Raw genomic sequence first — 24324 nt, forward strand, 5'->3', positions numbered from 1 at the left:
AATGTAATCTACCTTTTGGTGTTCTTTTTAATTTGCTTTGAAGTATTTTTCCCTCTGCTTCGCTCAGCTAATTGGGCTTGGGTGTTCGCTTTTCTTTCAATAAATGCAAGTTCACGTTTTAGTTTGAAATAACTATCATATCTATCTTTTTCGAGTGTACCTTCCTCAATTGCTGCTTTTACAGCACATCCAGGCTCTTTTTTGTGTTCACAATCTCTAAAACGACAGTGTTGAGCTAGTGTTTCAATATCATTAAAACTACTATCTAGACTATCTGAATTATTCCATAATTGAAATTCGCGCATTCCAGGGGTATCAATCAGTAACCCGCCAGTTGGCAATTGGAAAAGCTCACGATGTGTCGTTGTATGTCTGCCTTTATCATCATTCGTACGAATTGTTTGAACGGACATTACCTTTTCCTCACAAAGTGCGTTTGTTAAAGAGGATTTACCAACACCGGATGAACCGAGTAAAGCCCCTGTCTTGCCATCTGAAAGTAATTGTTGCAATAGGTCAATTCCCTCACCAGTTAAACTACTGACTGTGTAAATCGGAACACCAAAGGCGATTGTTTCAACTTGGTCTACATATTCTGAAGGATCTTCGCACAAATCCTTTTTGGTTAAGACAATAATAGGATTTGCCCCAGAATCATAGGCTGCGATTAAGTATCTTTCTAATCTACGTAGATTGAAGTCTTTGTTTAAACTCATGACTAGAAATACATAATTGATATTAACAGCAATAATCTGTTCTTCGACGCTTGAACCTGCTACTTTTCTTGAGAAAAGAGAAGTTCTTGGAAGGATTGCATGAATCATCCCTTTTTCTTCTCCAGGCATTTGTTCTAATACAACCCAATCTCCAATTACAGGATAGTCTCGGCGAACTTGAGCATTATATTGAAAATGACCAGAAGGTGTAGCCATCCATTCACCAAATTCTGTCATCACACGATATGAATGCTTATGTTCCAATAAAACACGACCAACTGTTAAATGTTCGTTCGTATTTAAATGCTTATATGCTTCAAATTGTTTTTGCCAATTATTATTCCAACCGTAATCTTGTAAATTCACTTTTGTTCCTCCTAATGTGTGTAGGCTTAAGAGCCATTTTTGTTTTGAACTTCATTGCAAATGTTGAGCTAATAGAGTCCTAAAAAATAAAAAACCTGTAACTGCAAATTGGCAGTCACAGGTTTCACGCACATTAGAAGAGAGTGTACTTAAAAAGCACACAAGTAGTGAGTGTATCGTAACAAACCAATTTGCTTGGATTCAATGAATGATAGAATTTTCATGATACCTCACCTACTTTCTCTTAGTTGAAACAAGATTAACATTTATTAGTTATAGTGTCAATATTTATATTTTAATTTATCGATTGGTTAAAATATATTATGCTCATGATCACGTTCTAAACCTTCTGGCTCTATATGAACTAGTACTACTGCTAATGGTTTTACACGACGAATGGTTTGCTCAATTTCTTCGGTAATATGATGACTTTGCCAAACATTAAGATCAGGGTTTACAGTGACTGTTAGATCGACAAAAATTAGATTGCCATGATTACGACCTTTAAAATCTATCAATTGAATGACGCCATCTACATTTTTAACAAGCACAGACAGGGCTTCTAATTCCCCTTCGTCAAAGCCGTCTGTTAATGTATGAACGGCTTCAAAGAATATCTCCCAAGCAGTTTTTAAGATTAAACATCCTACAGCTACTGCGGTAATCGAATCGATAATCGGAAAGCCGAAAATAGCACCGAAAATCCCAACTGAAGTACCAAAACTGACCCATGCATCTGAACGATTATCGTAAGCTGCAGCTTTTACTGCTGAACTTTCAATGCGATTTGCTAGTCTAATATTAAATAAGTAAACCAAGTACATCACGACACCACTGCCAAGTGCGACAAATGCTGTTAGCAATGATGGTGTAGCATGATTGTGGTCAATAAAACTTTTCGCAGCATTAAATAGAACTTGAAAACCTACAATTGCCATGATAAAAGAAGCAATTAGTGATGATATCGTTTCAGCTCGCAAATGTCCGTAATGATGATCCTTATCGGGTGGCTTTTGAGAAATTCGAAGTCCTACTAGAACGGCTACAGATGCGATAATATCTGTTGTATTATTTAGCCCATCTGCTTTAAGGGCAGTAGAATGTCCTATAAAACCTATGGCTAATTTAGTAGAACTAAGGATAAGGTAGGTGAAAATACTAAGCCATGCACCTTTTTCCCCTTGTCTTAAATTTGTATATAAGTCCACAATGTTTCCCCCTTGCAAAAGTTTCAGACAAGCGAAAACGACGCACACTATAAATTTTAGCGTGCGTCGTTCTATGTTTAGTTAAACATTAAAAGTTATTCTTCAGATGTGTTGTTTTCTCCATCAATTGAAGCTTGTTCTTTTAATTCTTCTGGAAGTTTGATGACTTCTAGATAAAGAATATGGTGACCGTCTAATTCTTTAATGATAAATTCATAACCTTGTTCAGTAATTTTTTCACCTTTTACTGCATCAAAATCTTGAGTCATGAACCAACCACCGATTGTATCAATATCTTCTTCTTCAATGTTAATGCCTAAAAAGTCGTTTACATTTTCAATCAACATTTTGGCATCTAAGATATAGTGATCATCTTCAATTTTACGGATTTCAGGGACTTCATCTTGGTCAAATTCGTCACGGATATCACCGACAATTTCTTCGATAATATCTTCAATCGTAACAAGACCTGAAGTACCACCATATTCATCCATTAAAATGGCCATATGGATTCGTTCGCGTTGAATTTTTAAAAGTAAATCACTAACTGGCATTGTTTCAAATACACGAATAATCGGTTGCATATATTCAGTAACCGGTTTTGAACCGTTTGCAGGATCTTTAATATAAGCTGTTAAAAGATTTTTCATATTGACAAGGCCAATAATATGGTCTTTGTCTCCATCGATAATTGGATAGCGAGTATATTGTTCTACGCCCATAACTTCAAATACTTCTTTTAACGTTAGCTCTTTTTCGATACCAATGATTTCTGTACGAGGTACCATGATTTCTTTGGCAATACGATCGTCGAATTCAAAAATGCTATTAACATATTTATATTCAGACTGATTAATCTCGCCGCCTTTTAAACTATCAGATAAGATGATTCGTAATTCTTCCTCAGTCATTGCGACTTCGGACTCTTTCATACCTTTTAAACCAAATAGGGCAGCTAAGCCATTGGCTGAAGAATTTAAGAGTTTGATGAATATGAACATCACATTATGGAATCCGATTAAAAAGCCAGAGATATTAAGGGCTACACTTTCTGCTTTTTGAATCGCCAATGTTTTTGGTGCTAACTCACCCATAACTACGTGGACAAATGTCACGATAGAGAATGATAGGATAAATGATAGGATAGATGTAATACTAGGATTTAAGTTAAGTAAGTTGAATAGCGGATCTAATAGTTTAGCAACCGTACCTTCCCCTAACCAACCTAAACCTAAAGATGTAATCGTAATCCCTAGTTGGCAGGCAGATAAATATTCATCTAAACTGTTTACTACCTTTTTTGCTTTTAATGCTTTTTTGTTACCTTCAGCAATAAGCTGATCAATTCGAGTTGTTCTAACCTTTACGATAGCAAACTCTGTTGCTACGAAAACTGCTGAACATGCGATCAAGACAGCAAAAGCTGTCAATCGTATGGCTATGTCCAAAGACTTCCTTTGTTCCAAGACCCAAATGAGGGGGAGAACAAAGTGTACACCTCCTGTGATTTTAAAAATGTTTTAAGAATATAATAAGATATTTTTCGACAAAAGACAAATTATCCATATGCTTTTTGTTTATATTTCTCAAACTTTTTACCTAACGAATCGAATCTTAGTTAAGATTACATAAGATAAATTCTACTATTAAGGTTATTTGAAATAAACATTTATTTTTTTGCATGGAAAAATATATAATGATAGGATATATTGATAAAATTTTCAAAAAGTATTGACAATTACAAAATCTTAATGTTAATATTTAGAAACACTAAATATTTTGAGGAAAAGGGGGTATGGAACATGAAAATGATTAAGCATAATTCAATCACAAGCAAATTTCATAATGTATCCACACCAAATCCTCCTAATTTTCTTTTGATCTAAAAATTAATGGTTGGTACGGGTGTGTTCCGTACTCGTTAAAATTAGCGCATGCTCATTTTAGGGTATGTGCTTTTTTGTTGCCTTTAATTCATAAAATTTAGTGAAATAACAAAAAAGGGAGTGTGCATGATGTATGTGCGAAAAATGCGAAGGAAAATGAACAAGGATTCGATAGAAGATGGCTAGCTAGACTTTGCAAAAGAAGGGAAGGAAATTGATCTATGTTTGATGTATTAATAAAACTTCAATGGTTTTTTAAAGAAAATTGGAAACGATATACGATTGCTGTTGTGCTATTAATCATTGCTAATACTATAGAAGTACTGCCACCATGGTTAATCGGTGAATCGATTGATTCTATACATCGTGGGACACTTACAAGTATATTATTATGGCAATATATTGGTGCGTTAGCAGGCCTTTTAGTACTTGCGTATATTGTCAATTTTATTTGGCAGTATCAATTATTCGGCGGTTCAAATGTAATTGAGCGGAAGCTTAGAAAAAATTTAATGGCTCAGTTTTTGAAAATGTCACCACCATTCTATGAGCGTAATCGTACAGGAGATTTAATGGCCCGTGCTACAAATGATTTGCGTGCTGTTTCCGTAACAGCCGGATTTGGCATTATGACACTTTTAGATTCAACATTATATCTTGCCACGATTATTCTAATGATGGGCTTTTCAGTATCTTGGAAATTAACGCTTGCAGCAATTATTCCATTGCCTATTTTAGCAATTACCATGCAAATCTTAGGTAAAAAAATTCATGAGAAATATATGATTGCACAAGATGCTTTTGGCCAGATGAATGACCGTGTACTAGAAGCAGTCGAAGGTGTACGTGTTGTCAGAGCATATGTTCACGAACGAGCAACTGAAAAACATTTTGACGACATGACAGAAGAAGTTTATGAAAAAAATATGGATGTTGAAAAAATTGATGCATGGTTTACGCCAATCACAAGAGTTTTAACAGGGTTAAGTTATATGATTGGACTGGGTTACGGAGCATACTTGGTATCAAATGGTGATATTACTCTGGGAAAATTAGTTTCCTTTAACGTTTATCTAGGTATGGTCGTATGGCCGATGTTTGCAATAGGGGAATTGATCAATGTGATGCAACGTGGAAATGCATCATTAGATCGCGTTCAAGAAACGCTAAACGAGAAAGAAGACGTGGCTGATCCTCAAGAACCTATGGTTATTGAAAAACCAAGTTCGGTTGTTTTCCATGATGTAACATTCCAATATCCTCAATCACAATCGACGAACTTGTCACATTTAGAGGTATCTCTAGAAAGAGGGCAAACACTAGGGATTGTCGGTAAAACAGGAAGTGGAAAAACCACAGTAGTAAAGCAATTACTACGAGAATACCCTACTGGTGAAGGAAATCTAAAACTATCTGGTGAGTTAATAGAAGCACAAACAAAAGAGCAGGTTCGTAATTGGATTGGCTATGTGCCGCAAGATCACGTATTATTCTCCCGTACAATAAGGGAAAATATATTGTTTGGAAAGGCAGATGCCACAGAAGAAGAATTACAGACAGCTATTCGAGTTTCATGCTTCGAAAAAGATTTGGAAATGCTACCAATGGGGTTAAATACATTAGTTGGTGAGAAGGGGATATCTCTATCAGGTGGCCAAAAACAACGTATTTCCATAGCCCGTGCTTTAATACGTGATCCGGAGATATTAATCATGGATGATTCACTTTCAGCAGTTGACGCTAAAACGGAGAGTGCGATTATCAAGAATATCCAAGAAATTCGCAAACAGAAAACAACAATTATTGTAACCCACCGTTTGTCTGCAATTATGCATGCGGATTGGATCATCGTATTAGAAGATGGCAAAATTGTTGAAGAAGGTACACATGAACAACTGATTTCAAAAGAGGGTTGGTACAAAGAACAACATGATCGCCAACAGATTGAGGGGGCGAAATAATTATGAGTACAACCAGAAGACTTTGGCGTTATGCCTTACTTTATAAAAAAATATTAGCAACAGGACTTTTTCTTCTAGCAATTGCAGTAGTTGCAGATTTAGCAGGTCCATTAGTTGCAAAGAAGATTATTGATGATCATATCTCAAAAGCTACTGAACAAGGTTTAGAATTTCAACCAATTGCTATTTTATTAGCCGTATTTTTTGGCTTAGCCGTAATTACAGCTATATTCCGATATGGACAATATATTCTATTACAAATGGGCGCAAATCGTATTATTCAAAAAATGCGAAATAATATTTATCAACATATACAAACACTTCCAATTCGATATTTTGACCGTCTACCTGCTGGGAAAGTAGTATCACGAGTTACGAATGATACGGAAGCGATTCATGATTTATTTGTTCAAGTATTGTCTCAATTTGCTTCAAGTTTCATGACGATATTCGGCATCTATATTGCGCTATTTTTCTTAGATTGGAAAATGGCCTGTATTGCATTATTGGTTGTTCCATTGCTTATTCTTTGGGCAATCCTTTATCGAAAGTATGCAGCAAAATACAATCATATCGTTCGTGGTAAGTTGTCTGATATGAATGGAATGATCAATGAGTCTATTAATGGGATGACAATTATTCAAGCATTTGGACGAGAAAAGCAAATGCAAAAAGAGTTTGATGAATTAAATGACGAATATTATAAATATCAAAATAAGCTAGTATTACTAGACTCAGCAACTTCACATAATTTAGTTGGTGTTATTCGTTCACTTACATTTATTATGTTCATCTGGTATTTCGGAAGTGCCGAATTAACTGGAGACCGTGCTATCTCAATTGGTATGTTGTATGCATTTGTCGACTATATTACTCGACTATTTAATCCAGTTACAAATATTGTTAACCAGCTTGCTAACTTAGAAAGAGCGAACGTTGCTTCTGAACGTGTATTTGATTTACTAGATCAACCTGGTGAAGCAGTCGATGATACGAGAATAGACCGTTATCATGGAGATGTGGCATTTAACCATGTTTGGTTTGCCTATAAGGAAGAAGAATATGTATTAAAAGATATCAATTTCAAGGCGAAACAAGGCGAAACAATTGCATTAGTAGGGCATACTGGCTCAGGAAAAAGTTCAATTATGAATCTACTTTTCCGTTTTTACGACGTGACAAAGGGGTCTATTACGATTGATGGACTGAATATTCAAGATTACTCTCGTCAAACTATTCGTGAGCATATGGGCATCGTGTTACAGGATCCTTATCTATTCACAGGTACAATTGCATCTAATGTAAGTTTAGAGGATCCTAAAATTTCTCGGGAAACGGTTGAAAAAGCGATAAAAGCTGTCGGAGGAGATCAAGTATTAGCTAATTTACCTGGTGGTATAGATGAACCTGTTATTGAAAAGGGGAGTACGCTTTCATCAGGACAAAGACAATTGATTTCGTTTGCGAGAGCACTTGCCTTTAACCCAGCTATATTAATATTAGATGAGGCTACATCTAATATTGATACAGAAACAGAAGAAATTATTCAACATGCAATGGAAGTATTAAAAAAAGGGCGCACAACATTTATCATTGCGCATCGACTTTCTACTATTAAAAATGCAGATAGAATTTTAGTACTTGATCGTGGTGAAATTGTAGAACAAGGTACGCATGACGAACTTTTAGCCTTAGGTGGAAGATATAATCAGATGTATAAATTGCAATCTGGTGAAATGAAATAATTTCTTACTCTCTTATATAGCAAGATAAATCAAATCAATATGACAAAAGACAACTATAGACGTTTTTGTTTATAGTTGTTTTTTTATTTTTTCCAAATATCATCACTCCATCTCTAACGAAAAAACTGATATGATAGATATTAGTGTTTTTTAATCTGAACAGAGAAAAGGTAATTAAGATATTGCTGAAGAACAAGAAAGGAAGTTATGTTCATGGCACAAGTTGTTGCTAAGCCAACTGTAATGCGTACAAATTTAATATTAACGAACAAAGCGCGTGAAGGCATTTTAGCATGGGCGAAGGATGAACATGCTTTTTTTCACCTACAAAAATCATTTGTTGTACACATTGAGCATGTTCAAAATACATCACATGACGAAATGGCTGTCACTCTCTATTTTGATAATGTGGAAAATAATGCACTTGCCGAAAAGTTGGATGAACAAGTAGCGGTCATGAATTGTGTTGTAAAATATGAAGGTTTACTCGCAACAAATTTCCGTGTATTAAGTAAACGAGTACCTGTCCATACGAATCGCCGTTTTAAGACGAAAATGCAGTTTGCTACAAACGCTAGCAATACTGTTGGATTACCACTCGAATTACATAGTAAAATTCGAGAGTTACCAATTGCAGAAGAACGCTCAAAGTATGTCCAAAAGCGTATTTCAAGTTGGGAAGGGTACCTGAAAATCCAAGAACGAGATGCGACTATCGATGATATGACCGTTTCCTTCTCTCATTATGAAGTGAATGAAGATTTCAGTCGTATAACCTTTAAAATCAATGGATTAAAAGAAAATGAATGGAAGAAAATTGTTGGATTAAGTGCAAAAGTGCAAGGATCTAAAGATGAACTGGGGTCAGTACTAAAAGCTCATTCTTCCAAAAAAACAGTTGAAATTGATTTGCGTCCATTTATACAGGAACAAGTACGAAAAGATAGATGGCATCCTAAAACAAGAGAACTCGTGTTTAGTAACTTTGCTACTTTGAGTCAGATTCGTCGTTTACGAAAAGGCTTTAGTGATCTAGAAAAAGGATTGGCTGCGAATGCGAATTTAGAAAAAATTCTATTTGAAGAACGTCCAAGGATTCAACAACCTAAAAAAAGAGTAGAACTACAATTCGATAATCGACTCAATGAATTCCAAAGAGAAGCGGTTATTGGTGCTTTATCGGCTGAAGATTTATATGTCATTCAAGGTCCTCCTGGAACTGGGAAAACGACCGTTATATCTGAAATCTGTCAACAAAACGCTAAGGCAGGATTAAAAACTTTAGTTGCATCACAATCCAATTTAGCTGTTGATAACGCATTAAGTAGACTTCTCGCAAACAAGGACATTCGTATCCTTCGCTATGGTCGTACAGAAAGTATCGAAGAAGAAGGAAAAAAATTCATCGAAGAAAATGTAGCGTTATATTGGCGAGAACAAACATTACATGATTTAGAAGCAGAACTAGCCATTCATCGAGATCGTACAGCTGAATTGGACCTTGCAATTGATCAAAAAGAAAAAGAACTTCAAGGGCTACAACAACAGCTCGCGGTACTAGAAGAAAAAATAGCAGAACAGGAACAAGCTGAAAAAGATTATGTAATCGTTGAAGAAGATATAAAAAATTTAAAGAAATCACTAGGACCTCTAAGAAAAGAACAGCGTCTTTTAGAAGAGAAAGCAAGTGAACTTACTGCTAAAAAAATAATCGAAGAAAAACAGATTCAACAATTCGAAGAGCTATTATCAAAATATGGTTCGTTAGAAAAGTTAGAAGAAACGGTACAAGAAAAACAAACAGAAGTTGTGAAATTGCGCCAACAAGTTTCCTATTTACTTTCTAAAGGTGAATTAGAAAAAGCAGAACTAGCACTGAAAAATGCGCGAACTGCTTACCAAGAATGGCTTGAAAACCATCGAAAACTTCAAGCGTCCAATGAAGCCATTGAAGAATGCAAAAAAATCCAGGATTTAAATGTTTTTATGGAAGAACATCATATCCAAGCGAATACAAAAATTGAATGGCAACGTAATTCCTTTGAACGCATTAAAGCTCAAATGTTTGGCTATAACGATTGGAAAGAAGTAAGAAATCGACTAAACGGAGCAATCGGGTATCTTGAAGGTCAAATAGGTGTTTCAGAAAGTCAGCGTATTTTGCAAAAGGTTGAGATAGAAACGAAGAATGGATATTCTTCCTATTCTATTCGTGAAATCGATTCGGCAATCGATCACTTTAAAAGATTCTTACTCGAGACACCTGACCTTTATATAAATCAGCTTTATGTATACCTTGAGCGTTTGTACAATCGACGCTTTTTTGTAGAAGAACAATTTGGCATGCTTGAAAATCAGCGTCAAGAAATCATGCGACTATTCCAAATGATGAAACAAGAAGTGAAATCGCAAGTATCGTATATCTTGAATACATCAAAACAACATGAAAGTGGATTGCTAAATGTAGGAAATCGCTGGAGTGCTGAGGTTGAACAGTTAAAAAAGAAAATAGACAAGTTAAGTGAAGCTGTTCAAGAAGAACTGACAGAAGCTTTACCAGACATTCAACATCAATTGAACATTCAAGAAAAAGAATTAGAGCAGCTGACTATTCAAATGCAATCGGTAGCTACAACTTTACCTAAACTTAAGCAAATACAGGATACTTTTGAGACTCTTTTAAAAGAGGAAGAAGATGCGCTCGAAAACCTTGCACAAACAGAAGTAAAAGTAAAAGAAATTAATACAAAAGGACTTTTACAAGAGAAAAAATTAAAAGAACTTGAACAAATCCTGCAACAAGATTTAGCAAGACAAAAACAATATACAGAAGAAACGATTAAAGGTGTCGAAAATATAATTGAAAAACTTCATCATGACAAACAACAATTGCCGATTAAACAAAAGTTACAACAACAGTGGCATCAACTATTGTTAAATGCGAGCGAGCATGACCTAGATGAGATACGTAAACTATATGTAAACCATGCAAATGTCATTGGAACAACATGTGTTGCTTCTGCGCGTAAAGAATTTATGGACAACTATCCGACTTTTGATGTGGTAATTATTGATGAAGTCTCAAAGGCAACGCCACCTGAATTGTTACTTCCAATGTTAAAGGGTAAGAAAATTATTTTAGTAGGTGACCATCATCAACTTCCACCACTAATTGGGGATGACACTTTAGAGGAAACGCTTAAAGCGATTATCGATGAAAGTGATGATTTACAGGAAATTAATGAGTTGAAGAAACTATTAAAAGAATCCTTATTCGAACGATTATTTAAAAACTTACCAAAATCAAATAAACAAATGCTAGCCATTCAATATCGCATGCACGAAAATATTATGAAAACCATCGCTCCTTTCTATGAAAACGAAGATAGCCATTTGCAATGTGGTCTAGAAAATTCAGATCAAGTACGAGATCATCACTTAGAAGGTCATTATGTAAAACGAGATGATCATTTAATATGGCTTGATATGCCAAGTAGAAAGCCTTATTTTGAAGAGCAGATGAAAAACGGGAAAAGTCGTTTTAACCCGGGTGAATTAGATACAATTCGCCATACATTACTCGATTTAAATCAAGCTACAGAAATGGCGATTACAAGTGGAAATCTACCAAAAGGAACGAAGAAAAGTGTAGGGGTTATTAGTTTTTACGGTGAACAAGTTAAGAAAATTGATCATCTCATTCAACAAGAACTGAAGCTAGATCACTTGCAATTGCGCACAGGTACAGTGGATAGATTCCAAGGTATGGAGATGGACGTGATCATCGTTAGTATGGTCCGCAACACAGATCATAAAGGTGGAGACATTGGGTTTGCTAATGATTATCGCCGCTTAAATGTTGCGTTATCTCGTGCAAGGGAATTACTAATACTTGTTGGTAGTGTAGAAATGTTTACGAAACGTGCGAAGAAAAAAGAATCTCGCGCCATGTATAGTCATTTACTTGAAGTTGTCAAATCGCAAAATGGACTGCGTGATGAGGAAGGAAAAGCAAAATAGTGTTTGAAAGGAGCACCAATTGTGAACGCATTAGAAAATAAGCTAACTAAAAAAATTAAACAAGATCCAAAAGCGAATATCTTAGCTACATTTAGCTGGTGCTTCCCTATTCAAACAATAGAGTTTAAATATAAACCAGTAAAACGACTAACAATGGATATCTTGATGAAAATGGTTTTACTCAGCTGCAAACAAGCAGAAATTGCAGAACCTAAAGAACTTAGTGACTTGTTGTTAGTAGAAGAATTATTTATTCGAGATTTGCTTCAAAACCTACAAAATAAAGGATTAGTTGAAAAAGAAGCGTACTTTCGATTAACTGCAAGAGGCGAAAAACAGCTCGAAAACGGAATATTTGAAGAGGAACAGGAAGAAGAAACACAAGAATTATTATATAGTGCCAATCACAAAGATTTTCTAACAGGTAATATGGAAGATTTAGATGATTTGGATGAATTACCAGAGCCCTTTCCTTATGCTTCAGAAGAACCGATGGATGTAGAGGATGAAGTGATTTTCAATGCATTACAAGAAAATCGTCCTGCACTTAAGAACGAAGAAAAGGACCAAGATGCAGTTCAAACCTTCATCACCTCAATCACATCAAATAAAATCATACAAATTAACGATGTCCCTTGTGTACAATTTATCCTTTACAATAAAGAGAAAGATTTACTCTATACCCGTGTATGGAACACATTAACGGGACACTGGGATGAAACACTGGAAAAACTTTTAACAGAAAAAGAATTATTAAAATGGCGTGAAGATTATTTAGAACAAATAAAGTAATATCTAATTTTAATCATAAACATGAAACAGCATTAGTTCATGTACCATTTTCTTTACTTGTTCTTCGTCAGGTGGGGTTGTGTCGGTCCATTTAATCGTGCCATCTTGTTCATAAATTCCTTCATAACGATTTTGTTTATAAAAGAAACTAATTGACCAGCCAGGTAATTGTTGGTTTTCAAATAGTGGTTTGAAGCTAAAATGTTGAATCATCTAGTAAGCCCCTTTCAGAGTTTTTAAGTTATCCTTAGTATAATTTACCAGTCCCTAATTTCATAGCAAAATCTAAGGGCTTGTCGAAAAATGGCTATCCATTTAACAATAACTAACTGTCTGCTATAATAAGGCTTAGTTTTAGCTGCTTTCATACAATATGTGGAAGTAAATGGACTCGATTGAAGCATAAATTTATGCACAAAATACTAAAGCTTAATTGAAAGAAATGGGTGAATCAATTGAATACACTACTTTCGATTTTATTTATGACCGTTGTTGGTGCAGTAATCGGGGGATTTACAAATCATCTGGCTATTAAAATGCTGTTTAGACCACATGCGCCAATATATATTGGTTCGTGGAGATTACCTTTTACACCAGGTCTAATTCCAAAAAGACGTGGTGAATTAGCGAAACAATTAGGAAAAACAGTTGTAAACTATTTGTTAACGCCCGAAATGTTTCGTAAAAAGCTGTTTACAAATAGCAATCAGCAAAAGGTAGAACAATGGTTGAATGATAAAATTCAAGAAACTATTTTTACGAAAGAAAAAACGATAAAAGATTGGCTACAACAAGTTGGCGTATCGAACTTACCTCAAACGGTTGAAGGTAAAGTAGACAACATTGTTGTGGATCAAGTTAATCATTTCAAAAATGTATTATCGTCAAATGCAATTGAAGAATTATTGCCAGTATCGTGGGAACAAAAGGCAACTTCCAAGATTCCTGATATTGCGCGTTATATTCTAAAAAAAGGCGAGGATTATTTTGAATCTGAAGAAGGTTATCAAACCATTAAAAAGTTAATCGATGATTTCTTAGAGTCTAAAGGGACTTTAGGTGGCATGATTCAAATGTTCTTAGGTGATTCATCATCACTTGTGGATAAATTACAAAAAGAAGTAAATAAATTTATCAATGCGCCAGGAACAATGGTGTTATTAACAAACTTATTAACATCTGAGTGGAAAAAACTAAAAGTACAATCGGTTCCTCAATTAGTAGGTGAATTAGATTTCAACTCAACACAAGCAAGAATTCAAGCCTATGTGAAACAAGAATTACAAATCGAAAATCGTTTGGATAAGCCACTTGTATATTATTGGAATGATGGTGCAGAGTGGATGGCACGAAACGTTGTCCCACAATTCGTTGAAAAAGGCTTTGCTATAGCTGAAGATAAATTAGAGGATGCTATTAAACGCTTGAATTTGGAACAAATCGTAAAAGAACAAGTAGATTCATTCCCAGTATCTGTGTTAGAAGATTTGGTTTTGGGCATTTCAAAACGCGAATTTAAAATGATTACAGTATTAGGTTTTGTTCTTGGAGGAGTAATTGGTGTCATACAAGGAATCTTTGTTAGCATATTCTAAGAGATGATTGGCATTTAATGATTAAGAAAAGTTGAATAAAAGAAAGTAGGGAAATGAATTGAATAATATTTATAATGAAATTAATGCATTAGAAGGTGCATTTCGTAAAACAAATGAATTTCAAGCTTTACAACAAGCAATTACAACAGTGAAAGCTGATGAAGATGCTGCAAAGCTTTTCAAAAACTTCCGTGATGTCCAATTGAAACTACAACAAAAACAAATGCAAGGACAACAAATTGAAGAAGACGAATTACAATATGCTCAAAAAACTGCACAACTAGCACAACAAAATGAAAAAATCGCCAACATGTTACAAGCAGAAATGGCACTAAGTGGTCTAATTGAAGAGATTAACCGAGTATTAGTAAAACCAATCGAAGGCTTATACAAAGACTTCAACTAAAGCCATAATTTTTTAAGCTCTCAAGTCAATACTTGAGGGCTTTTTGTATGTTTCAATTTTGTAATAACTATATTTATAAAGATTCCTTTCGAGATTTAGACGGAAATTTGCTACAATATACTAGATATTTTTTATCTATCCTAATACGTATATTTATAAGATCGACCTAATAGATTTATTAAATGATTTTAGAAAGAAGTGATTAAGAATATGCAAGTATTGAAAGTGGAAGGTGCGTACCCTCAAGATTTTATGCGGGTATTTCATGATATAACAAATTTGTTTTTTGAAGATACTAAGTTAGCGAAAAAAGATTTAGTACCGGACTTGGTTGTTCAGTTCAACCATCATACAACTGCCGATTTTACAGTAATTGCAGATGGAACTCTTCAAATGGATGGTCAAATTTATAAAAGTCAATTTCAACAGGCATATGAAACTGAAGGAACAGAAAGAGAAAGAAGAATTCGAGTAAAAAGAGCTTTATCTCATGTATTACTTGATATGCTTGAACAAAAGACAGGGATTATTCAACAATGGGGTATTCTAACAGGTATTCGACCTACAAAACTGTATCATAAATTTAGAAAAGCAGGTTTAACGGATCAACAAATACATGATAAGCTCAAAAATGAGTTTAGCCTTGCTGATGAAAAAATCGATATGTTAAAAAGTATTGTAAAAACACAGCTAAAGACAATTCCGGACTTAGACACAATAGGTAATGAGGTTAGTATTTATATCGGCATACCATTTTGTCCAACGAAGTGTGCATATTGTACATTTCCTGCTTATGCTATCCAAAGTAATCGTAAACAAGGTAGAGTTGCAACATTTTTAGATGGACTTCATATAGAAATTCAAGAGATGGGGAAATGGTTAAAAAAACACGATATGAAAACCACCTCAATCTATTGGGGTGGAGGTACACCTACTTCTATTGAAGCGGATGAGATGGATGCATTGTATCAAACTATGTTTGATTCGTTCCCGCATTCAGAAACTATTCGTGAAATTACGGTCGAAGCGGGGAGACCGGATACTATTACGCCAGAAAAATTAGCTATATTAAAAAAATGGGGTATTGACCGTATTAGTGTTAATCCACAATCCTATACAGATGAAACGTTAAAGGCAATCGGTCGCCATCATACGGTTCAAGAAACAATTGATAAGTTCTGGATGGCAAGAGAAGCTGGTATGAATAACATCAATATGGACCTTATTATTGGTTTACCAAATGAAGGAACTGAGGAATTTGAACATTCACTTAGCGAATCTGAAAAAATGATGCCGGAATCTTTGACCGTTCATACATTGTCGTTTAAACGAGCATCGGAAATGACCCATAACAAAGAAAAGTACAAAGTAGCGGATCGTCAAACAGCAGAAAAAATGATGTTTCGTGCCCATGAATGGACTGCAGAACATGGTTACAAGCCATATTATCTATACAGACAAAAGAATATCCTTGGCAATCTAGAAAATGTGGGATACTCATTACCTGGTGAGGAGAGCATTTATAATATTGCAATTATGGAAGAAGTCCAAACGATTATTGGCTTAGGCTGTGGTGCGTCAACGAAATTAGTAAATGCTGAAACAGGGAAAATCTCACAATATCATAACCCGAAAGAACCTGTGCAATATATCATGTCATTTGAAGATGCAATTCATAAAAAAATCGAAGCATTAGATGAACTATATGGGTTTGAAAAATAAGACTCTTTGTAAATAGTTGGGGCTCTCCCCAACTATTTTTTGGCTTTGTGATAAAAGGGAGCCCGAGAGAGAAATCACTCTTTCTGTTTCTTTTCATCATAAAGCCACAAAGCTATTTGCAATACAACGGCATCTTGAAAAACGGTTGGATTAAAACCTGTCATTTCAAAAATTTGATTCAAACGATATGTAAGGGTATGACGATGAATATCTAACATCTCTGCTGTCAATGAAATCTGTTGATTGCAATGTAAAAATTCATCTAGCGTATGAAGTAATTTAGGATTAACGTCCTTCAACAATCTATGTGTGAATTGTTGTGCTTCAGGAGATTCCTTTTTCTTCAATAAAGAATACAGTTCTACGGACTCAAAGAACGAAATAATTTGGCTATGTTCGCTATATTCTAGAGCTGTCTTAGCTGTATCGTAAGCATGGCGAACTTTACTTAGATCATCTATCATCGTTCCAACGCCGATTTTCACCTTAAAATATTTTTGAATTTGTTTGACTAAAGAACTCAGACTTTTCTTTACGGCTTTTTCGGAAGTCCCTGATGTTAAGATAAAGTATTCATCTGATTGATATTTTCCAATCAATACAGAATCATGAACATAAAAGTCTTCTAAGTATTCGACAAAAGATTGATAGGCTTGATGTTTTGGTATTACTTTAAGAATTGCTAAATAATAGGGTGATTCTGAATGGAAGGAAACTTTTAAAAGACGTTCAGTCATTAATTTTTCGATAGGTTGACCTGTTAGTAAATCTTCAAAAATTCTTTCACGCATTTTTCTCTTCCACTCAGATTGAGAAACAATAAGTGCTTGGTGTACCATCATTTCAGTAGTAAGTTGTACAAGTGTTGCTACCTCTAATAACTCATCTGGGTCTCCGGTAATTCCAACAACTCCAACTAATTCGTTTTGAAAGTAAATAGGTAGATTAATGCCAGGTTTGGCCTTTGGAAAAAGGTGCATGTTCTTTTCAGTTATGATTAATGGCTTTTCACTTTCTACAACCATTTTTGCTCCCTCATGAATACTTTCAACACGTAATTGATCTCCAGAAGCTAAAATAATACCACTTGTGTTCATAACATTGATATTACGATGAAGACGTAACATTGTTTGTTCAACAATTTGGTTTGCTAGTTGTTTTGAAATCATAAGATACTCCTTCACGTATAAATTTATAACTGTTATACGACAGATAAATTATACATTAAGTATAATGTAAAATGAAAGAATTATTAATATAATTCTATGTAAGCGTTTTACTTATAGGAGGAATTGACGTGAAAATCATTGTCAGCCCTGATTCTTTTAAAGGTTCATTATCCGCTACAGATGCGGCAAAAATTATGGCAGATGCCATACATGAAATGGATAAAAAAATTGAAACTGTATTATTACCTGTTGCAGATGGTGGAGAGGGAACGTTAGAGCCATTGATCAATGCAACGAACGGGAAGCTTGAATGCGTTAAAGTTCAAGACCCATTAGGTAGAACTATTAATGCAGAGTATGGAATTCTTGGTGATGGTGAAACTTGCATGATTGAAATGGCAAAAGCATCAGGTTTAACACTATTGTCACCAGATGAACGTAATCCGTTAGTTGCTTCCACATTTGGCACGGGTCAACTTATCTTACATGCATTAAATGCTGGATATCGTAAATTTGTCATTGGCATTGGGGGGAGTGCTACAAATGACGGAGGTACAGGAATGCTACGTGCACTAGGCATGAAGTTTTTAGATGCACAAGGCCAAGAACTAGCAGAAGGTGCACAGCCATTAAAAAATTTATCTAAAATTGATATGAGCAAATTTGATCCGCGTATCAAATTATCACAATTTGTAATTGCGTGTGATGTAGACAATCCACTAGTAGGCCCAAATGGTGCAACGGCAATCTTTGGCCCACAAAAAGGTGCTACGGAAGAAATGGTAAAAGAAATAGATTTAAATTTATACCATTTAGCAAATGTTATCGAAAAAGAAACGAGGATTGCATTGCATCAAAAACCAGGTGCAGGTGCTGCAGGAGGTATTGGAGGAGCTTTTTTGGCATTCTTTCCTGTAGAACTAAAACCAGGAATTGAAGTTGTCATGAAGGCAATAGATTTTGCTCGTCATCTTCAGTCAGCATCACTAGTGATAACAGGGGAAGGAAAATCTGATGTTCAAACGCTATCTGGAAAGGCGCCTGTTGGTATTGCGAAAGAAGCAGCTAAACAGCATGTGCCAGTCGTCTTAATATCTGGATATGTAGAAGAGTCTAGTAGAGTACAACTAGCTAAATATTTTACCCAAATTGCTAGTGTTGCAAATGAACAAGTTTCTAGTGAAGAATCGATTGCGAATCCAGCAATCTACTTAAAAGAAAGAACATATGAAACAGTTCAAAAATTAATCAATTCATAGGGGTGGAATAATGTTATTTCTAATCATTTTAATAGGTGTATTGTTTATCGTTTTTGCAACTGCAAAACTAAAGCTTCATCCATTTTTAGCTTTGCTCGGTGCATCCTTCTTCGTAGGAATTGCATCTGGTATGCCACTTTTAGATATTGTTAAAAATATCAATGAAGGTTTCGGCGGATTGATGACCAGCATAGGTATAGTCATTATTGCTGGAACAATTATTGGTGTTATTTTAGAGAAATCAGGCGCAGCATATCGAATGGCTGAGATTGTATTACGAATTCTTGGAGAAAAACGTCCGCAATTAGCGATGAGTATTATTGGGTATATTGTTTCGATTCCTGTATTTTGTGATTCAGGTTTTATCATACTATCAAGTTTACAAAAATCTTTAGCCAAACGTGCAAAAGTTAGAGTAGCATCAATGGCTGTCGCGTTAGCAACCGGATTATATGCAACGCATACATTAGTGCCACCAACTCCTGGACCAATCGCTGCTGCAGGAAATATCGGAGCTACTGATTATTTAGGAACGATTATTTTAGTTGGCTTAATCGTAGCTATTCCGGCAACAATTGTTGGTTATTTCTGGGCATTGAAGATGGGAACTAAAATCGAGGTACCCGCTGACCATGAAGAAGCTTTAGATTATGAAGAAGTGATTAAATCATTTGGTAAAATGCCATCTACTTTTAAAGCATTTTTGCCCATTGTATTACCTATTATTTTGATTGGAATCGGCTCAGTAGCTGCTTTAACATTAGATGATAAATCTGGGGTGTCACACTTTTTACAGTTTATTGGTTCACCATCTGTAGCATTACTATTTGGAGTATTAGCATCATTCTTATTACTTCCAGAAATTAGTGAAGTGACATTAAATGATTGGATTGGGGAAAGTTTAAAAGAAGCAGCACCTATTCTTTTAATCACGGGTGCTGGAGGTGCTTTTGGTACCATTATCAAAAATACAGGTGTAGCAGAGATTCTACAATCTATGGATCTCGGTGCATTATCCCAAGGTGTATTGTTCTTATTAGTACCATTTATTATTGCGGCAGCATTAAAATCTGCGCAAGGTTCTTCTACTGCTGCTTTAGTTATTACGTCGTCTTTAATCGCACCGATGTTACCAACTTTAGGAATAGAAGGTGCTCTTCCATTAGCACTTGTTGTCATGGCACTTGGTGCAGGAGCAATGACAGTTAGCCACGTTAATGATAGCTTCTTCTGGGTAGTAACCCAGTTTAGTGGCATGAAGGTAACCGATGCTTACAAAGCCCAAACAATGGCAACACTCTTACAAGGTATCACAACTATTATTGTTACCATGATTATTTGGTTGATCTTTGTGTAAGTACCGAAAGATATAAAATAACATATAAAAGCCTAATGTAGAGTATTTATACATTAGGCTTTTAATTTATTAAAATATAGGAATATTTAATAGAAGGAATTATTTAGAAAAATAATATGGACAACCTATGCATAAGAAAAATAGAGATTACATAGGATGAAATAAACAATTATCTGATGCACAAGTCAAGTGCTATACTATTAATGACAATACAGAGTAATTGACAGTGTATTTTTTGCAGTTTAGTCGATGAAATATTCGTATTGGAGGTTTTAATTATGGACGAAATAACTTTAAAAACACTTCTACTCGATATTCAAAATGGAAAAACTACTTGGCAAGAACAAAACCAAACAGAACTCATTGATTCAATGATGGAACATATCGGTTCTCCAGATTCAGAGCTTAGAGATAAATTAATTTATCGAGGTTTTTCTCAACTTATCCAGGACGAGAATTTGATACCAGAAGAAAAACTCGTCGATTTGCTTACAAAAGCATTAGGAGACGAATATTTGTTTTATGAAATTGGTGACGTCGGAACAGACCATATCTTTAAGCGTTCTTTTTCAGTCCTATTAATCACGTTAATATTAGGTAAAGATTTAGAACATTCCTTTATACCATTACAATTATTAGATCGCACTAGAAATGAATTGCTCCTATATTTAGATTTAGAACAGGATTTAAGAGGATTTGTTTCCGAAAAAGGTTGGGCACATAGTGTAGCGCATACAGCTGATGCCATTGATGAATTAGTGAAAAATCCTAAAATGGATGTGAAATTTTTCCCTTCTATTTTTCAAGGATTGGCTAATAAGGCACTGACCTTTGCGGATGTATATATAGCAGACGAGGCAGAGAGATTATTAAAACCGATAATGGTAATGCTTGAAATAGGAATTGCTACAGAAATAGTGGATGATTTATTCGATAAGATTCCATCATTCCTAAAGCTACAAAAAAGTAAACTTGAAGAAGAAAAATACGTAAAATTAAATGCTAATTGCAAAAGCTTTTTAAAGAGCTTTTATGTCTGCGTAGGATCCAGTGAAAAATATATTGAATTTCAAAAGAAAATAAGCAGTTGCTTAAAAAAATTATAATTATAAATAGTTCAAAGGGGGAGAGTATATTTCTCTCCTTTTTTTGTGAAGATTTTATTGGAAGTTTTTGAAAAATGAATGTAAATATTAATGAATTAAATCGAAAAAGTACATAACTTGCCGATAAAAACTGTAAGTTGGTATCAGAATATGGGGATGCTTTAAATTCTAGATTTCTTGTTTTTTCGTATATCTTAAAGGTTATAAAAATAAATTATAATAAGGACCGAAAAATTCAGAATTTAAACGTCTTAATTACTTTGAAAAATTAAAAGAAAATTCCGTATTTTATTTTAAACTATGCTACGATATTATTAACGATATTTATACTAAGGGGCGAATATTAAGTGACAATTTCAACAGTAATTTTTGATCTAGATGATACGCTATTATGGGATAAAAAAAGTATTGCTACCGCATTTGCTTTAACTTGTGAGAAAGCTGCTTCCATCGTTGAAGTTGATGCGAAGGAATTAGAAGAAAAAGTACGTGAAACTGCTCGCAATTTATATAGTACATATCCTACATATGAATACACAAAGTTAATAGGGATTAATCCATTCGAAGGGCTTTGGGGACAATTTGATGATCCAACACCTCAATTTCAGGAATTGAAAAGCATTGTTCCAGTATATCGAAAAGATGCATGGACTGGTGGATTAAAAAAGCTTGGAATACAAGATGAAAAACTTGGGGCAGAACTGGGTGAATATTTTGTAGAAGCAAGAAAACAAAGCCCATTTGTTTATGAGGATACATTTGAAGTATTGGATACTTTAAAGGGAAAATATCAACTTATTTTACTGACAAATGGTTCTCCTAGTCTACAAAATTTAAAATTGAAAATTACACCTGAAATTGTACCTTATTTTGACCATATTATTATTTCCGGGAATTTTGGTGAAGGTAAGCCAGCTGCTTCCATTTTCAGACACGTTTTAGAAGTAGCAAAAGTAGATGCAAAAGAAGCTATTATGGTTGGAGACAATCTAATGACCGATATTCTCGGTTCTTCTCGTGTGCAAATGCGTTCTGCATGGATAAACCGTGAAAACAAACCTCATGTTGAAGGGGTTCAACCTACTTATGAAATTCATGCTTTACATGAGCTTGTTCAATTGGTAGAGAAAATTTAGGTAAAAAATTAGAAACCCAAGAAAGGAAAAAGTCGTTCATATCGTGAGGGGAAGAGAATGAAGACTATGAAAAGATTATTAAAAGATCCTAAAATATTTATTGCAGGGGCTTTGACATTGGCTTTGGTGATATATCGATTCTATTGAATTTTCGAAGAGTAGCGTAGCTGCTCTTTTTTTATGTCGTTAAATCCAGATATCATTTATTAGCACATTAGTGAAAATAGCAAAATAAAAGAAGCGGTCTCTAATTAATAGAAACCGCTTCTGGCATTATTTAAGTAGAAGATTATAAGTTAATCGCTTTTGCTTCGAAGACATTGTCTTGAGCTGTTAAGAATTCGATATTTTCAAAAGCATTATCTACAGAAAGCATCATGATGGCATTCCCACCTTGATTTGAACGACCAACTTGCATTGTGGCAATATTGATATCTTTTTCTGCAAGTAGTGTACCAACGCGTCCGATGGCACCTGGTTTGTCAGTATGTTTGATAAAGATTAAATGACCTTCTGGTACAACGTCAACAACATAGTCATCAACTTGAACGATACGAGCTCCTAGTCCGTTTAGTAATGTACCTTTTACTTTGTGCGTTTCATTTTTTGTTATAAGTTCAACTGAGATAGAATTTAAGAATGCTTTAGCAGTTGTAGACTTATGTTCGTTGATTTTGATAGCATTTCTTTCTGCTAAATAACGAGCATTTACGTTGTTTACATGATTTCCAAGATTACGACTAAGTACACCTTTGACAGCGTTATTTGTTAATGGACGAACATCAAAGCTTGCAAGTTCGCCAGAGTAGTATATATTGATTTCTTCGATGGCTTCGTCTACTAAGTTAGAAACGAAAGCACCGATTTTATTGGCAAGATCAAAGAATGGTTCTACTTTAGCGACCATATCTTTAGGAACTGATGGCATGTTCACTGGGTTACGAACTGTTCCTATTTTAAAGTAACTTAAGATATCGTTACTTACATCAACTGCGACAGATTCTTGCGCTTCTACAGTTGAAGCACCAAGGTGTGGAGTTGCGATTACTTGTGGTAAGTCTAAAAGGCGATTTCCTACGAATGGTTCATCTTCCATTACGTCTAGTGCAGCACCTGCAACTTTACCATTTTCAATGGCATTGTACAAAGCTTCTTCATCGATGATACCACCACGTGCACAGTTAATAATGCGAACGCCGTCTTTCATGATGTTGAAAACTTCTTCATTAATCATATGACGAGTAGAATCTAGAAGTGGTGTGTGGACAGTGATAAAATCTGCTACACGTGCTACATCTTCAACACTACCATAATCAACACCAGCTTTTTCGGCTTTTTCGGCTGTCAAGAATGGGTCATAAGCAATTACATTCATACGATTTCCTTTAGCACGATGAGCCACTTCTTGACCGATTCGACCGAAACCAATGACACCTAATGTTTTGTTTTTAAGCTCAACACCTACGAATTTTTTGCGATCCCAACGTCCTTCTTTTAAAGATAGATAGGCGTGAGGAATATGACGAGCTAAAGACATAATCATAGCAGTTGTATGTTCTGCAGCAGAGTTTGTATTACCATCCGGAGCATTTACGACGATAATCCCTTTTTCTGTAGCAGCATCTAAATCAATATTATCGACACCAACACCTGCTCGACCGATAAGTTTTAAATGATCAGCGGCTTCAATAATTTCTCGTGTTACTTTTGTTTGAGAACGGACAAGTAATACATCAAAGTCTTTAATAATTGCTTTCAATTCTTCTGGTTGAAGGCCAGTGTTAATCACAATATTCAAATCTAGTTCTTGTTCTTGACGAAGTGGATAAATTCCATCTTCGCTTAGTGGGTCACTGATTAAAATGTTAATAGCCATCTTT

Annotated in this window: 17 protein-coding genes; 11 read left to right on the plus strand and 6 right to left on the minus strand. The window is 34.9% G+C overall.

From position 1 onward, the window contains the following. Positions 1–8: 8 nt before the first annotated feature. The 3 genes from rsgA to D1606_RS03090 form a co-directional block, all read right to left on the minus strand. Complete coding sequence (rsgA, locus tag D1606_RS03080) at positions 9–1082, minus strand: ribosome small subunit-dependent GTPase A (protein WP_119414543.1); 1074 nt, start codon at positions 1080–1082, stop codon at positions 9–11. Positions 1083–1393: 311 nt separating this feature from the next. Further along, positions 1394–2290: a cation diffusion facilitator family transporter gene (locus D1606_RS03085; protein ID WP_119414544.1), complete on the minus strand. Its 897-nt coding sequence runs from the start codon at positions 2288–2290 to the stop codon at positions 1394–1396. 95 nt (positions 2291–2385) lie between these two features. Further along, positions 2386–3738: a hemolysin family protein gene (locus tag D1606_RS03090; protein ID WP_233548011.1), complete on the minus strand. Its 1353-nt coding sequence runs from the start codon at positions 3736–3738 to the stop codon at positions 2386–2388. A gap of 659 nt (positions 3739–4397) precedes the next feature. Here D1606_RS03090 and D1606_RS03095 point away from each other — a divergent pair. The 4 genes from D1606_RS03095 to D1606_RS03110 all read left to right on the plus strand — a co-directional run bounded on the left by D1606_RS03095 (position 4398) and on the right by D1606_RS03110 (position 12694). Continuing rightward, complete coding sequence (locus tag D1606_RS03095; protein WP_119414545.1) at positions 4398–6137, plus strand: ABC transporter ATP-binding protein; 1740 nt, start codon at positions 4398–4400, stop codon at positions 6135–6137. A gap of 2 nt (positions 6138–6139) precedes the next feature. After that, positions 6140–7882 (plus strand): ABC transporter ATP-binding protein, encoded by a 1743-nt coding sequence (locus D1606_RS03100; protein ID WP_119414546.1) that lies wholly within the window; start codon positions 6140–6142, stop codon positions 7880–7882. A 213-nt stretch (positions 7883–8095) separates the two neighbouring features. After that, positions 8096–11902: an AAA domain-containing protein gene (locus D1606_RS03105; RefSeq protein WP_233548012.1), complete on the plus strand. Its 3807-nt coding sequence runs from the start codon at positions 8096–8098 to the stop codon at positions 11900–11902. Positions 11903–11923: 21 nt separating this feature from the next. Then, on the plus strand, positions 11924–12694 hold the full coding sequence (locus D1606_RS03110; protein WP_119414547.1) for a hypothetical protein: 771 nt from the start codon (positions 11924–11926) through the stop codon (positions 12692–12694). A 9-nt stretch (positions 12695–12703) separates the two neighbouring features. Here D1606_RS03110 and D1606_RS03115 read toward each other — a convergent pair whose 3' ends face one another. Next, a complete protein-coding gene (locus D1606_RS03115) occupies positions 12704–12907 on the minus strand; it encodes a YheE family protein (RefSeq protein ID WP_119414548.1) in 204 nt (67 codons plus the stop codon). A gap of 242 nt (positions 12908–13149) precedes the next feature. On the opposite strand from D1606_RS03115, the gene D1606_RS03120 reads away from it, so the two are divergent. The 3 genes from D1606_RS03120 to D1606_RS03130 all read left to right on the plus strand — a co-directional run bounded on the left by D1606_RS03120 (position 13150) and on the right by D1606_RS03130 (position 16417). Next, on the plus strand, positions 13150–14289 hold the full coding sequence (locus tag D1606_RS03120; protein ID WP_233548013.1) for a DUF445 domain-containing protein: 1140 nt from the start codon (positions 13150–13152) through the stop codon (positions 14287–14289). Between the two features lie 58 nt (positions 14290–14347). Further along, positions 14348–14695: a YlbF family regulator gene (locus D1606_RS03125; protein WP_119414549.1), complete on the plus strand. Its 348-nt coding sequence runs from the start codon at positions 14348–14350 to the stop codon at positions 14693–14695. A gap of 210 nt (positions 14696–14905) precedes the next feature. Next, a complete protein-coding gene (locus D1606_RS03130) occupies positions 14906–16417 on the plus strand; it encodes a coproporphyrinogen III oxidase (RefSeq protein WP_119414550.1) in 1512 nt (503 codons plus the stop codon). 74 nt (positions 16418–16491) lie between these two features. Here D1606_RS03130 and D1606_RS03135 read toward each other — a convergent pair whose 3' ends face one another. Continuing rightward, positions 16492–17586, minus strand: a complete 1095-nt coding sequence (locus D1606_RS03135; protein ID WP_119414551.1) for a CdaR family transcriptional regulator — start codon at positions 17584–17586, stop codon at positions 16492–16494. 128 nt (positions 17587–17714) lie between these two features. Between D1606_RS03135 and D1606_RS03140 the strand changes: the two genes are divergently transcribed. The 4 genes from D1606_RS03140 (at position 17715) to D1606_RS03155 (ending at position 22444) form a co-directional block, all read left to right on the plus strand. After that, positions 17715–18845, plus strand: coding sequence for a glycerate kinase (locus D1606_RS03140; protein ID WP_119414552.1), 1131 nt, complete (start codon positions 17715–17717; stop codon positions 18843–18845). Positions 18846–18855: 10 nt separating this feature from the next. Then, positions 18856–20202: a GntP family permease gene (locus D1606_RS03145; protein WP_119414553.1), complete on the plus strand. Its 1347-nt coding sequence runs from the start codon at positions 18856–18858 to the stop codon at positions 20200–20202. 278 nt (positions 20203–20480) lie between these two features. Further along, on the plus strand, positions 20481–21308 hold the full coding sequence (locus tag D1606_RS03150) for a DUF2785 domain-containing protein (RefSeq protein ID WP_119414554.1): 828 nt from the start codon (positions 20481–20483) through the stop codon (positions 21306–21308). A gap of 347 nt (positions 21309–21655) precedes the next feature. Next, positions 21656–22444: an HAD family hydrolase gene (locus D1606_RS03155; protein ID WP_119414555.1), complete on the plus strand. Its 789-nt coding sequence runs from the start codon at positions 21656–21658 to the stop codon at positions 22442–22444. 289 nt (positions 22445–22733) lie between these two features. Here D1606_RS03155 and serA read toward each other — a convergent pair whose 3' ends face one another. Then, on the minus strand, positions 22734–24320 hold the full coding sequence (serA, locus tag D1606_RS03160) for a phosphoglycerate dehydrogenase (RefSeq protein WP_119414556.1): 1587 nt from the start codon (positions 24318–24320) through the stop codon (positions 22734–22736). Positions 24321–24324: the final 4 nt, after the last annotated feature.

The sequence above is a fragment of the Rummeliibacillus sp. POC4 genome, assembly GCF_003576525.1.
GTDB lineage: Bacteria > Bacillota > Bacilli > Bacillales_A > Planococcaceae > Rummeliibacillus.

Excerpts from the sequence above, each read along its gene's own strand:
- D1606_RS03095 (WP_119414545.1), top strand. The coding sequence starts at position 4,398 with ATGTTTGATGTATTAATAAAACTTCAATGGTTTTTTAAAGAAAATTGG.
- D1606_RS03100 (WP_119414546.1), top strand. The coding sequence starts at position 6,140 with ATGAGTACAACCAGAAGACTTTGGCGTTATGCCTTACTTTATAAAAAA.
- serA (WP_119414556.1), bottom strand. The coding sequence starts at position 24,320 with ATGGCTATTAACATTTTAATCAGTGACCCACTAAGCGAAGATGGAATT.
- D1606_RS03130 (WP_119414550.1), top strand. The coding sequence starts at position 14,906 with ATGCAAGTATTGAAAGTGGAAGGTGCGTACCCTCAAGATTTTATGCGG.
- D1606_RS03135 (WP_119414551.1), bottom strand. The coding sequence starts at position 17,586 with ATGATTTCAAAACAACTAGCAAACCAAATTGTTGAACAAACAATGTTA.
- D1606_RS03105 (WP_233548012.1), top strand. The coding sequence starts at position 8,096 with ATGGCACAAGTTGTTGCTAAGCCAACTGTAATGCGTACAAATTTAATA.
- D1606_RS03150 (WP_119414554.1), top strand. The coding sequence starts at position 20,481 with ATGGACGAAATAACTTTAAAAACACTTCTACTCGATATTCAAAATGGA.
- D1606_RS03145 (WP_119414553.1), top strand. The coding sequence starts at position 18,856 with ATGTTATTTCTAATCATTTTAATAGGTGTATTGTTTATCGTTTTTGCA.
- D1606_RS03115 (WP_119414548.1), bottom strand. The coding sequence starts at position 12,907 with ATGATTCAACATTTTAGCTTCAAACCACTATTTGAAAACCAACAATTA.